Consider the following 12946-nt stretch of genomic DNA (forward strand, 5'->3'; position numbering starts at 1 on the left):
GGTGTGTCCCCAGGCATAGCCTGCCGGAAAGCGTCGTTCTGTCAGCCACCCCACATGGTTGAAGGGTTGAGAAACTTGAGCGCCAACGGTGACGGCCAGGAACCCCGGGAGCCCGAAGTCGGCCCCGCTCCGGAGGGCAATCCCGAGTTTCGGCCCTACCACCACCCGGCGGCGGGCTGGGGCGCGGCCAAGAGCGTGAGCCGCTTCCTGGTCCGCGAGGGAGCACTGGTGGACGGTCCACGGGCGATCATGCGGATGAACCATGAGAACACCGGGTTCGACTGCCCCGGATGCGCGTGGCCCGACGACACCAAGGGGCTGCACCTGGACATCTGCGAGAACGGCATCAAGCACGTCACCTGGGAGATGACCCGTAAGCGCGTCGGACGCGAGTTCTTCGCCGCCCACTCGGTGACCGAGCTGGCCGGATGGAGCGACTTCGACCTGGAGAACCAGGGCCGGCTGACCGAGCCGATGGTCTACGACCCCGGGTCGGACCACTACGTCCCGATCAGCTGGAAGGACGCGTTCGAGCTGGTCGGGCGTACTCTGCGCGAGCTGGACAGTCCGAGTCAGGCCGCGTTCTACACCTCGGGGCGGCTCGGCAACGAGGCCACGTTCCTGTACCAGTTGATGGCCCGCGAGCTGGGCACGAACAACCTGCCGGACTGTTCCAACATGTGTCACGAGGCGAGCGGCCGCGCCCTCACCGCATCCCTGGGTACGGGCAAGGGGACGGTCGACCTCAAGGACTGGGAGTCCGCCGACGCGCTGTTCATCCTGGGGGTCAATGCCGCCTCCAACGCACCGCGGATGCTCACCGCCCTCGCCGAGGCCCACCGCCGCGGCGCCCAGATCGTGCACGTCAACCCTCTGGTCGAGGCGGCGGCCACCCGCACCATCGTGCCGCACGACTTCGTGGACATGGCCCTGTTCAAGCCGACCCGGACCAGCACCCTGAACCTGCAGCCCCGCATCGGCGGCGACATGGCGCTGCTGCGCGGCATGGCCAAGGTGATCCTGGAGCAGTCCGCGACCGACCCCAAGGCGCTGGACCAGGAGTTCATCGACCGTCACACCGCCGGATTCGAGGAGTACCGCACGCTGTGCGAGGACACGCCGTGGGAGGAGATCGAGACCCAGTCCGGTCTGAGCCGCGCCGCCATCCTCAAGGCAGCGCGCGTGTACCGCGAGGCCGACCGCTCCATCGTCAGCTGGTGTCTCGGCCTCACCCAGCACGAGCACGGCGTCGACACCGTCCGGGAGATCGTCAACCTGCTCTTGCTGCACGGCAATCTGGGACGCGAAGGGGCGGGCCCCTCCCCCGTACGAGGACACAGCAACGTCCAGGGCAACCGCACCTGCGGCATCGACCACCGCCCCACCGAAGCGTTCCTGGACCGCCTCGGTGAGGTGTGCGGCATCGAGCCGCCCCGTGAGCACGGTCTGGACACCGTCCGCACCATCCAGGCGATGCACAGCGGCGATGTGAAGGTGTTCATCGGCATGGGCGGCAACTTCGCCCTTGCCGCGCCCGACACCCCGTACACCTACGAGGCGCTGCGCGCCTGCGACCTCACCGTCCAGGTGAGCACCAAGCTGAACCGCAGCCACATCGTCCACGGCGGCCGGGCCCTGATCCTCCCGTGTCTCGGCCGCACCGAGAAGGACCATCAACGCAAGGGGATCCAGAGCACGTCCGTCGAGGACTCGATGAGCATGGTCCATCTGTCGATCGGCATGAAGCGCCCTGCCTCGCCGCACCTGTTGTCGGAACCGGCCATCGTCGCCGGCATGGCGCGCGCAGCCCTGCCCGACAGCGTCACTCCCTGGCACTGGTACATCGAGGACTACGACCGCATCCGGGACACCATGGCCCGTGCGCTGGACGGCTTCGAGGACTTCAACCGCCGGGTGCGCCTGCCCCTCGGCTTCCGCATCAAGCAGCCCGCCCGCGAACTGGTCTTCCTCACCCCGTCCGGGCGCGCCGAGTTCTCCGCCGCCGTCCTGCCCGACGTCGTTCCCGCGGCAGGCACCCTCGCCCTGGGGACCATGCGGTCCCACGACCAGTGGAACACCACGATCTACTCCGACAACGACCGCTACCGCGGCATCAAGAACCTGCGCACGCTCGTCTTCATGAACCGGGCCGACATGCGCGAACGCGGCATCGCCGACCTCGGCCCCGTCGACATCACGAGCACGGCGAAGGACGGCAGCCGACGGTCCCTCAACGGCTATCTCGCGATCCCGTACGACATCCCCCGCGGCTGCGCAGCCGGCTACATGCCGGAGATGAACGTGTTGTGCGCGCTGAGCGACTACAGCACCCAGAGCGACCAGCCGATCATGAAGCACGTCAAGGTCACCATCGGCCCCGCCGTCTGAGCGGGAGCGGGCGGAAAGCCCGGCGCCCGGCAGCAGTTGCTGTCGTGCCGGAGGAGGTACGGCCCGTTGCCGTACCGCCTCCGGCCATATGAGCCGGCCACATGATCGTTCGGGTTCTAATCGACCCGCACTTCGGTGTTCTGACCTGCGTGCAGCAGCCATCGACCGTCGTCCTGCTTCGTCATGACGTAGAGCGGAGAGCCTTCCGATTCGCCGTCCGGCGAGTGGTGGACCTGCCGGACCTTGACGGCCGCCACGTCGGGCCGCAGGAATTGCGTGTGCACTGCCTCGTAGGTGATCTCACCGTCCCAGCGGGCTGCGGGCAGCACGGCACGGGTGAACTCGGCGATCGCCTCGAAGCCGATCAGGACCTTGCCGTGGCCGGTCGTCCAGAGGGCGTCGGGGTGGAAGAGTGCGAGGAAGCCTTCGACGTCTTTGGCGCGCTGAGCCTGCTCGACCGTGGTCACGACCTGTTCGATGGCTTTGATGTCTGCGGATTCTGTGTTCATGCGGATCACTCTGGGACCTCAAGCAGACTTGAGGTCAAGCCCTGCCCAGTGGCGTACTCTCGATCAATTTCCGCACGTGCCCAGGCCTGCCGGCACCGGCACCGGCAGGCCTGCGCTCCGGTGCCGTCAGTCGCTGTAGACGCCGACCTCTTGGAGCGAGTAGCCCCACTTGGTGCCGCGCTCCAGGCCGTGGATTCGTACGTAGCGGGCCTGAGTCCGGGTGAACCACGCTGTGTCCAGGCCGCCGTCACCAGCGGTCGTCGACCATGCCGTCTGCCAGTTCTCGCCGTCCTGCGACAGCTCGACGCGGTACGACTTCGCGTAGGCCGCCTCCCAGTCGAGAGTGACGCGCTTGACCGGCTTCGCGGATCCGAGGTCGATCTTCAGCCACTCGTCGTTGTTCCACTCGCTGGCCCAGCGGGTGCCCTCGTCTCCGTCCACGGCCTGGCCGGGAGCGAAGCTGACGGCCGGGTTCCACCACTCCGATGTGGACGCCGAGGCGGCCGCACCCGAGGCCAGATTCACCCCGGACTTGTGCTTCTCGGCGTTCCCCCAGGTGCGCAGGTAGGACTCGGCACCCGTGAAGAGATCGTCCACCACCTCCTGGCCGCCGACGATGCGGATGTCCTCGATCCAGTCCGGGACCATGCCGTAGTGCGCCGCGCCGTCGGTATTGAAGTCCCATGTGCGCTCGCCGGTGGTCTGCTTGTCGATCACCGAGCCGCCGTCCGTGCTGCGGAAGGGGTACTTCACCGGGTTGGGGGTGTCCCCTCCCCGCGGGGCGGGCCAGCCGCCGACGCCGTTCATGTCGGTGCCGTAGCCGTAGCCGACCTGGTACTTCTCGCGCAGCGCGTCCGTACGTCCGGCCTCCGCGCTGAACGCCGCGGAGCCGCTCATGTACTGGGCGGCGAATCCACCGAGCTTGTAGAGCCGCTCGGTCCACCCCAGGTCCATCCAGCTGTGCGAGGAGATGACGCCCGGGTACGACTCGGACTCGAGGACGTCGAAGGCCTGATCCGCGGCCTTGACGCTCATGTGGTCGAGCTCCAGCATCATGTGACGCTTCATCAGTCCACGCACCGCGTACTCCCCCAGGCCGGTCAGCCCGCGGGTGTTGCACTGCGCGTCCGAGGCGTACGCGGGGACGGCCACCCCGCTCGGCAGCAGCTTCTCCGCCTCCGCCGCCACCGCGTTGCCGATGGGGTTGTCGTGCTGTGGACCGCGGCAGGTCTCCGTCTTCCAGAAGGTTCCGGTCGACAGGAACTGGCCCACGTTGATCGCCGTACCTAGGGCTCCGGAGTCGTACCGCACCCCGCACAGGGCGTTGTCGAACTTGTGGCACAGGAACATGCTGCTCACGCCCAGTTCGTGCAGCTCGTCCAGGCCGCGGTCGATGTCCTCCTTGCTGCACTGCGCAATGTCCAGGATCTGCTTGCAGCCGAACGGCTCGGACGTCTCCACCCCCAGGACGACAGCCAGCTTGCCCTGCTCGATGACCTCGCGGGCCTGCGCGCTGCTGGTGACGATCCGGAACCAGCCCTTGCCGGTGCCGCCGTACATCTTGTCGATGAAGGCCTGCATGTCGTACGACTTCTTCGCCTCGAGACGGATGGCGGTCATCTCGTCACAGCTACGGTCCTTGAAGAAGTAGACCGAGCAGATCACGCCGTTGGTGACGAGGTCGTTGACCAGCACCCGCTGGCCGCCGCGCCATGCCCGCTCGATCTCGGCGTAGTAGTTCTGCTGGTGAGTCAGCGAGTCATGGGCAGGCCAGTCCTTGAAGGTGGGCCACCCGTCGGGATCGTGCCTGCCGTCGCCGCCCTTGGTGACGAAGTCGAAGATGGCGAGCGAGCCGTCGGGGTAGTGCTCGGGGCAGTCCTTGAGCGCATCAGCGACGCCCTGCTCCGAGAACGGCTTGCCGCAGATCAGCCGGCCACCGAAGCCCTCGTTGGCCATGATGTGGTCGTGGGCGTCGACGAAACCTCTCACGCGGCCCTGGGCGTCGGTGCCTTTGAAGGGCTCGCCCGTGACGTCGATCTGCGCATCGGGCGCGGGCCGCGCGGTCGGGGTCCACCAGCCGCGGTCGGGCTCTGCCGCGGAGCTCGGCATCGGGCCGAGCACCAGGGACATCACGGCGAGGAGCAGTGACACCACCGTGAGGGATCTGAATCTGCGACGCGGAGGTTGAGCCATGGTCATCACTCACTTCGATTGGCATGCCCACTGCAGTTACTGACGGGTTTTCAGAATCGCGACCACGGTCGACGGAGTCAACGGTCCGGACAAGGAAACCTGAGGATTCCTCAACTTCCCCGAACTCCCGTGCGGTTGAGGCTAGTTGAGGGCTGATCGCATGCCGAATAGACCGGCCGGCCGGCCGGGTCCGCCCGCCACCGTTCCGGACGGACGGCCCGGCCGTCCGGCTGTTCGTCAGGCCACGCCGCGGATGCGGTTGACGAGGAGACCGCCGATGAGGATGACCAGGGCCGCGGTGGCGTAGAGGCCGGTGTAACCGCCGAGGTGGGTGATGATCGGCGAGGCGAGGGCGGGGGCGAGGACCTGCGGGCCGGAGTTGGCGATGTTGATGACGCCGAGGTCCTTGGCACGGTCGGTGGCCTCTGGCAGGACCTGGGTGACCAGGGCCTGGTCGACGGCGAGGTATATGCCGTAGCCCGCGCCGAGGACGGCAGCGGCAGCGATGGTGGACGGCCAGGTATGAAGCAGGGACAGCAGCACTGCCGCTGCGGCCATGACCAGCGAACAGAGGACGACGAAGACCTTGCGGCGTCCCATGCGGTCGGACAGGACACCGGCGGGAACGGCCGTGAGTGCGGCGCAGAGCGTGTAGACCACCGTGAGGATCAGTACGCCGGTCCCGGGGTCGCCGTAGTGGACGGCGTCGGCGAGGAAGTAGAACAGATAGAGGGTGCCGAGGGCGTTGCCGAGGTTGATCAGGAAGCGGGTGAGCCAGGCCCAGCCGAAGTCGGGGTGCCGCCGGGGGCTCACCCAGAGCGAGCGGGTGAAGGCACGGGCGTCGAAGGCGGGGCGCAGCGCCCGGGTCAGAGGCGGCTCGGAGTGGCGCAGCACGAAGGGGAGGGCGAGTGCGACGGTGAGCACGGCGAGGGTGGCGTAGCCGGACCGTACGCCGGTGATCAACAGTGTGGTGATCAGCGCGCCGAGGACGAGGCCGAAAGACTGCGTGAGGCCGGTCCAGCCGGATACCTGAGCGCGTTGGGTGAGCGGCACACGGTCGGCGATCGGGGTGGTGACCCCGGCCAGCATCGCGTTCAGACCTGCCTGCGCGAGGCACCAGCCGACGGCGACCCCGGCCACTGTGTGCTGAGTGGCGGTGATCGACAACCCTCCTGCCCCGACGAGGGCACCGCCGAGTATCCAGGGCCGACGGCGGCCGAACCGGCTTGTGGTGCGGTCCGACCATGCCCCGGCGAGCGGGTTGGCGAGCACCGCGACAAGCGCGCCGAAGCCGGTGACGAGCGAGAGCGCATCGTTCTTGCCGTGCGGATCGATGTGCTCCAGCTGAAGTGGCAGCAGGATCTGAATGGGGGTCATGAACGCCATGAAGACGGCCAGCGTGGCCAGCGAGAGGTCCACCGTCCACACGGCCCCGACCGGGGAGGTGGGCTCGGCGTAGACGGCGGCGTCGTCCGCTGCGGGGGCGTGGGACATGACGGCTCCGTTACTCAGGACCGCTGGGAGGCGATCAGGTCGCGGTACCACTCGAAGCTCGCCCGGGGCGTGCGACGTCGGGTGGTGAAGTCGACCTCGACCAGGCCGAAGCGCTGGTGATAGCCCTCGGCCCACTCGAAGTTGTCGAGCAACGACCAGGTGAAGTAGCCGCGCACGTCCACCCCGCGGGACACGGCGTGGGCGATCGCGGTGATGTGTCCGGCGAGGTACTCGATGCGCGCCCGGTCGTCCAGCCCGGCCGGCTGCGAGCAGCCGTTCTCGGTGATCCACACCGGTGGGAGGGCGTTGCCGTAGCGGGCTTTGAGGCCGGTGAGCAGTTCCGTGAGCCCGTCGGGAACCACCGGCCAGTCGAACGCGGTTCGCTCGTACGGCTCCGCGGGCTCGGCCAGGTCGAAGGGCAGCGGGGAGGCAGGATCGGCCGGGGCGGTGACCCAGGTGGGGTTGTAGTAGTTGACGCCCAGCCCGTCCAGCGGTGCGGCGATCGTGGCGAGATCTCCCTCGCGCACCACCCCTCCCCAGCTCGGGTCGGCCATACCGTAAGCCGACAGGTCGGGATAACTCCCCAGCAGCAGCGCATCGTTGAAGAGTCGGTTGTGCAGGGCGTCGTAGGCGGAGGCCGCGGCCACGTCCTCGTCCCGCTGGGCGTCGTGGCGCAGGCGGACGGGCGTGCAGTTGTTGGCGAGCAGTATCTGCCCGCCCGGGACGGCGGCTCGCAGCGCCGCGGTGGCGAGGCCATGGCCGAGCAGCTGGTGATGTGCGACGGGCAGTGCGTCCAGCATCAGTGCGCGGCCCGGGGCGTGGACACCGAAGCCGTAGCCGAGAGACATGTGGACGAAGGGCTCGTTCAGGGTGATCCACCGCTTGACCCGGTCCCCCAGCCGTTCCGCGACCACGGCCGCGTACTCGGCGAACCGATGGGCGGTCCCGCGGTTCAGCCATCCGCCCTCGTCCTCCAGGGCCTGCGGCAGGTCCCAGTGGAACAGGGTTGGTGTGGGCTCGATCCCGGCGTCGAGCAGCGCGTCGACCAGGCGGTCGTAGAAGTCCAGTCCACGCGGTTCGATCCTGCCCGCGCCGGTGGGCAGGATGCGGGGCCAGGAGACCGAGAAGCGGTACGCGTCGAGCCCGAGTCGGCGCATCAGTGTGACGTCCTCGTCGAACCTGTGGTGGTGGTCGCAGGCGATGTCACCGGTGTGGCCGTCACGTACGGCTCCGGGGCGCCGTACGAAGGTGTCCCAGATGGACGCCCCCTTGCCGTCCTCGTCGGCGGCGCCCTCGATCTGGTACGCGGCGGTCGAGGCGCCCCAGGTGAAGTCGGCCGGGAGCCGGGGAAGTCGAGTGGCATCGGTGGAACTCGTCGTCACTGGCGCCTGCCTTCATCGGTGATGCGCGAGTCGCCCAGGCTCGGTCGCCCGCGCGCGGCTCCGGAATCCTGCCGAAGGCCGCGCTTCGACGCCCCAACGGCAGCCTGGAGGCGGCTGTTCGTGACCGGGGCACGCCGTCCGAGGTGGGCCGCAACATAACATGAACTCTCGTTCACGTTCTATGGGTCGGACCTGGCCACGATCTGGCCGGCGGGGAGGGGCGGGGAGCGGCTCGGGCAGTGGCAGCGCCGACCGGGATCCGGGGCGAGTGCCGAGGCCGAAAGCACGGTCCACAGCGGCGGGCCCCAGATGGCGGCAGAGCGGGGTGGCCGACTCTGCGAGCCCCGGAACCGGCCCCCGGCCAGAGGACCTCGGGCGGCCGGGCTCGGCGCGCGCGAGTGGCCGGGCAGGGCCTGGCCTGGATGACTGTCCGTGTCACGACGCCCAGGGTGCGAGCCGGTCAGCCGCGGTGCCGGCCGGCCCGGCAGTCCGGGCCCGCGGCCCGAAGCCCGGCGAGCCGCCGAGCGCCTCGGTTCACCCTTGAGCGGCCGTCAGCCGGCCTCGCAGGTCCTCCCAGTAGGCATTCAGCATCCGCTTGAGCTCGTCCACTGTCTCCAGGTCCGGCTCGCCCTCGCTCTTGAACACTTCGTGCAGCACCGCGTTGGCGGCCCACACCACCATCCGCGTCGCCCGTTGCGCCCGTTGGCCGCCGGGTCCGCCGGTCAGGTGTTCCACGATGCGCTGCAGGCCCTCGGCGATGTGCGTGTTGCTCGCCTCGTCCGCCCGGGCGAGCTCGGGACTGAGGTGCCGCCCTGCCCACAGAGCCATGCCGCCCGCCTGGGACCGGAACAGCTCGGCGTAGACACCGACCATCATGCCGACCGGGTCGGACAGTTCGCCCTCGACCGTACGCTCGACGAGTTCGTCGATGGCGGCCTTGAAGGCATCGAGGTACCGCTGACCCAGCGCGTCCACGACGGCGCTCTTGTCCGCGTAGAACTGGTAGATGCTCCCGACCGGCGTGCCCGCCTCCTCGGCGATCCGCCGCATCGTCAGCGCCTCGTACCCCTCCTGGGACAGGATCCGGTCGGCCGCGGCGAGGATGGCCTCGACCCGGGCCCGGCTGCGTGCCTGCTGAGGCTGCCGCCGTAGCCGCGCCCGCGATGCCGGCTGCTGCTCGCCTGCTTCCGTCACCACGTGCCCCCGGTCGTCCGATGCCGCGAACGTTACACGCGGCCACGGAGCGGGGGCCGGCCATGCTGCCGCCCGCCGGCCAGGACGCCCCGACCGGCTTCGGCACCACCACGTCACCCACATCACCCCCGTCACCGCCGCCCGCCCCGCACCGGACACAGACGCGGAGCCCGGCGAAGCGCTACTGGGCGGCGTCGTTCCGGCGGTGTCCTGCCGCTCCACGCCGAACCCGGAGCGCCGCGAGAGGATCTCGACGGTCTGCTCGATCTCCTGGGCCCGGCCGGGAAGCGGTCGAGCATCTCGCTGAAGGGGTCGGACGGACCGAAGGGCGAACCGAACGCCATCGAGGGCCCGCGCCGTAACGGCCCGGGCGACCGGAGACACCCGCGATCACGGCCGGGCAGGACGGCGGATCCTCACCGAGACCCCTGCCATTCAGGTTAGGCTAAGCTAACTTTTCGAACGGGGTGGGGTAGACATGAGACCGGTCCTCGCAGATCGAATGAACCCGGAAACGGATTCCTCGACCGGGGCCGCGGAACCACGGCACCGCGTGGTCGTCGTCAAGTTCGGCGGCAACGCCATGGTGGACGCGAACCTGCAACGCCTCTTCGCGCAGGACGTCGTGGAGCTGTGGCACGCGGGCCTGCGCCCGGTCGTCGTGCACGGCGGCGGGCCCCAGATCAGCGCGATGCTCGACCGCCTCGGCCTGGAGAGCCGCTTCGAGGCGGGCCTGCGCGTGACCACGGCGGAAACCATGGAAGTGGTGCGCATGGTGCTGTCCGGCCGCGTCCAGCGGGAGCTGGTCGGCCAGATCAATGCCCACGGGCCCTTCGCCGTGGGCATGACCGGCGAGGACGCGCACACGATGACGGCGGTACGGCGGCCGGCCTATGTGGACGGCCGCCCGGTGGACATCGGTCTCGTCGGGGACATCGTGGACGTGAACCCGGACATGGTGCGCACGCTCCTGGAACAGGGGCACATCCCGGTGGTCTCCCCCGTGGCCCGCGGCGAGGACGGCCAGGTCTACAACGTCAACGCCGACCTTGCCGCGTCCGCGCTTGCCGTGGCCCTCCGAGCGGAACGGCTGGTCATGCTCACCGATGTGGAGGGGCTGTACGCGGATTGGCCGCGCAGCACCGAGGTGATCAGCCATCTGCCGGCCGACGCACTGGCCGAGCTGCTGCCGGGGCTCGCGAGCGGGATGCTGCCGAAGATGGAGGGCTGCCTGCGGGCCGTCCGCGGCGGCGTGCCCCGGGCGCAGGTGCTCGACGGCCGGGTGCCGCACGCGGTGCTGCAAGGCGTACTCGGCGAGAACGGTCCCGGCACCACTGTGGTTCCAGGCACCGCCGTCGCACCCGGCACCGGCCCGGACCGCGACCTGAGCACCGTATGACCACACCGCCGGTGACGGCGCGCCGCGGACCGCCACTCGGCGTCAGGGGCGGGACAGTCACGGCACCCCGCCCCTGACGCCGCCACGCTGCACCGCCCTCTACACGGCCCTCGCGAGGATCCGCGCGTTGCGCCGCGGATCCAGCGACTCCGCCCAGGGCCGGGGCGCCAGACATGCGGCCGTCGAGGTGAACCCGTACCGCTGGAACAGCCGTCCGCCGCCGGTCGTCGCGGTGAACAGCGCACCGAGTGACAGGGCGCGCGCCCTCGTCAGCGCGGTGCGCAGCAGCACCGCTCCTACTCCGCACCCTTGCTGACGCCCTGCCACACAGAAGTTGTACAGAACGCCCGCGGGTGCACCGCACCCGGCCGGACCGGCCGGGTACACGCACAGGCCCACGCAGCCTTCGAGCCGGCCTCCGGGACCCACGGCCACCAGGAAGTCGGCCGCTTGGGCGGCGTAGAGCGAGACCGGCCGCTCCCGCAGGGCGCCCGAACGAACGAAGGGCCGGGAAAGCTGGGCGAGTTCGGCAGCATCCTCCGCAAGGCCGAAGCGCACGGAGGGCGCCGGCGCGCGGAGCACACGCGCCGGAGGGGCGGGGCTCGACGTGGCCGTGGTCAACGTGTCAGGCGTCCATGGACGCCGCGAGGGACCGCGGCCGCAGATCGGTCCAGTTGGTCTCGACGAAGTCCAGGCACGCCTCCCGGGTGTTCTCGTCGAAGGCGATCGTCCATCCTCCGGGCACCTCCGCGAAGGACGGCCACAGCGAGTGCTGGCCCTCACCGTTCACCAGGACCGTGAACCGGCCCTCGGGGTCGTCGAACGGGTTGGTGCTCATGCGTCAGTACCTCCTCGGTTCCGACGGGCCGGTGAAAGCCGCGTCGAGCGTGTGCGTCAGCCCGCCGGGCTGGAAGGAGCAGTCAAGCTTAGGTTAGGCTCCCCTAATTGATGCGAGCTTAGCCTTTCCTGCTTCCCTCTCACAAGGAGACGTTCATGCCCCCGGTGACCGAACGGATCCGCACCGAGAACGGCTTCGCCGCGTTCGGCCTGCCCGGCGCACCCGGTACCGACGCGTTCTGGGCGGCGGCGCGGGGGCCCGCTTCGGTACCGGCCGGCGACGGCGGCTGGACAACCCTGTTCCTCTGGCGCGGCTCCCCCGCGACCATCGGCTTCGAGAGCTGGTCGGAGCCGGTGCCCCTGCACCGGTGGGGCGACACCGACTGCTGGTACGCACAGGTGCCCATGCCCGCACGGCTGCGGGTGACGTACCAGTTCCTCGTCGCCGACGAGGCGTACGCCGACCCGTTCAACCCGGCCGGGGCCGGCGTCGACCGTTCCGTCGTCGCGACCCCGGACGCCCCGGCGCAGCCGCACTGGCCCGTCGTCGGCGCCGACGACGTCCTCCCCGTCCCCCGCACCCGGCTGCGCTGGAACAGCGAACGGCTCGGCGGACGGCGGACCGTGCGCGTCCACCCGGTGGGTGGCGGCGGACCGGTGGTCCTGCTGCTCGACGGCGACGACTGGCTGTACCTGCACCCGGCCATGAGCGCGTTCGACTCGGCCGCCGCGAGTGGCGAGATGCCGCCCGTCACGCTGGTCTTCCTGCCGGCCAAGGACCGGGCGGCCGAATTCGCGTACGGCACCGCGCTGTGGGAGGCGGTCCGGGACGAACTGCTGCCGCTGGTGGCGGAGTCCGGAGTGACCGCGGACCTGGACCGGCTGGTGGTCGCGGGCCAGAGCCTCGGCGGGCTGAGCGCGTTGAGCGCGGCACTCGAGTTCCCGGAGCTGGTCTCGCGCGTCGCCTGCCAGTCGGGGTCGTTCTGGTGGACACCCGGAGCGCTGGACGGGGACCCGCTGGGCGGCCCGCCCGGCGGCGCGATGGCCGCACGTCTGCGGGAACGCCCCGACCTGTCCGGTCTGCGGATCGCGTTCGACGCCGGGGAGCACGAGACGCGCATGCTGCCCCACTGCGAGCCGGTCGAGACCCTGACCGAACAGGCGGGCGCGACCGTACGGGTGTCACGGTCGGCGTCCGGCCACGACCGGGCCGGCTGGCGGCACGCCCTGCTCAGGGATGTCGCCTGGGCACTCGGCTGACGACCTCGTGCACGACAGGAACCGTCGCCGCATCCGTGCAGGTCAAAGGCTCAGGCGCCGCGAGGACGCAAGCCGCTGACCTGCGGCGACGCCTATCGTGCGGGAGGCCGTGAGAGCTGTCCCGCAGTTCCTGGTGGATCAGCGCGCGGCCTCGGATGCGGTACGTCGCAAGGCGGAGGGACGCCCGGACACCGGATGTGTTCGGGCGTTCCGGCAACGCGGCGAGGTGCCGTTGTTGTCGTCGCCCGCCCGCCCGCCCGCCCGTCAGGAATGGCGGGACAGCCCTGAGC

At 70.0% G+C, this 12946-nt stretch carries 10 protein-coding genes; 3 read left to right on the forward strand and 7 right to left on the reverse strand.

Features of this window, described 5'->3' with window-relative positions; translation table 11 throughout:
• Positions 1-54: 54 nt before the first annotated feature.
• Positions 55-2388 carry an FdhF/YdeP family oxidoreductase gene (locus ACIOEW_RS19175; RefSeq protein ID WP_401964798.1) on the forward strand — a complete coding sequence of 778 codons (2334 nt, stop codon included), beginning with the start codon at positions 55-57 and terminating at the stop codon, positions 2386-2388.
• A 116-nt stretch (positions 2389-2504) separates the two neighbouring features.
• Here ACIOEW_RS19175 and ACIOEW_RS19180 read toward each other — a convergent pair whose 3' ends face one another.
• The 5 genes from ACIOEW_RS19180 to ACIOEW_RS19200 form a co-directional block, all read right to left on the reverse strand.
• Positions 2505-2897: an SgcJ/EcaC family oxidoreductase gene (locus ACIOEW_RS19180; protein ID WP_401964799.1), complete on the reverse strand. Its 393-nt coding sequence runs from the start codon at positions 2895-2897 to the stop codon at positions 2505-2507.
• 126 nt (positions 2898-3023) lie between these two features.
• Positions 3024-5096 carry a discoidin domain-containing protein gene (locus ACIOEW_RS19185; protein ID WP_401964800.1) on the reverse strand — a complete coding sequence of 691 codons (2073 nt, stop codon included), beginning with the start codon at positions 5094-5096 and terminating at the stop codon, positions 3024-3026.
• 231 nt (positions 5097-5327) lie between these two features.
• Positions 5328-6584, reverse strand: coding sequence for an MFS transporter (locus ACIOEW_RS19190; RefSeq protein WP_401964802.1), 1257 nt, complete (start codon positions 6582-6584; stop codon positions 5328-5330).
• Positions 6585-6598: 14 nt separating this feature from the next.
• Positions 6599-7966: a GH1 family beta-glucosidase gene (locus ACIOEW_RS19195; protein ID WP_401964804.1), complete on the reverse strand. Its 1368-nt coding sequence runs from the start codon at positions 7964-7966 to the stop codon at positions 6599-6601.
• A 534-nt stretch (positions 7967-8500) separates the two neighbouring features.
• Positions 8501-9163 carry a TetR/AcrR family transcriptional regulator gene (locus tag ACIOEW_RS19200; protein WP_401964805.1) on the reverse strand — a complete coding sequence of 221 codons (663 nt, stop codon included), beginning with the start codon at positions 9161-9163 and terminating at the stop codon, positions 8501-8503.
• A 499-nt stretch (positions 9164-9662) separates the two neighbouring features.
• Between ACIOEW_RS19200 and argB the strand changes: the two genes are divergently transcribed.
• Positions 9663-10559 (forward strand): acetylglutamate kinase, encoded by an 897-nt coding sequence (gene argB, locus ACIOEW_RS19205; RefSeq protein ID WP_401964807.1) that lies wholly within the window; start codon positions 9663-9665, stop codon positions 10557-10559.
• Between the two features lie 99 nt (positions 10560-10658).
• On the opposite strand, the gene ACIOEW_RS19210 is transcribed toward argB, so the two are convergent.
• Both ACIOEW_RS19210 and ACIOEW_RS19215 read right to left on the reverse strand, forming a co-directional pair.
• The gene (locus ACIOEW_RS19210; protein WP_401964809.1) at positions 10659-11180 is read right to left on the reverse strand and encodes a GNAT family N-acetyltransferase; all 522 of its coding nucleotides are present in this window, start codon (positions 11178-11180) and stop codon (positions 10659-10661) included.
• 4 nt (positions 11181-11184) lie between these two features.
• Complete coding sequence (locus ACIOEW_RS19215) at positions 11185-11397, reverse strand: MbtH family protein (protein ID WP_401964810.1); 213 nt, start codon at positions 11395-11397, stop codon at positions 11185-11187.
• A gap of 155 nt (positions 11398-11552) precedes the next feature.
• On the opposite strand from ACIOEW_RS19215, the gene ACIOEW_RS19220 reads away from it, so the two are divergent.
• Positions 11553-12656 carry an alpha/beta hydrolase-fold protein gene (locus ACIOEW_RS19220; RefSeq protein WP_401964811.1) on the forward strand — a complete coding sequence of 368 codons (1104 nt, stop codon included), beginning with the start codon at positions 11553-11555 and terminating at the stop codon, positions 12654-12656.
• Positions 12657-12946 lie beyond the last annotated feature (290 nt).

Source organism: Streptomyces sp. NPDC087901 (assembly GCF_044742205.1).
GTDB lineage: Bacteria > Actinomycetota > Actinomycetes > Streptomycetales > Streptomycetaceae > Streptomyces.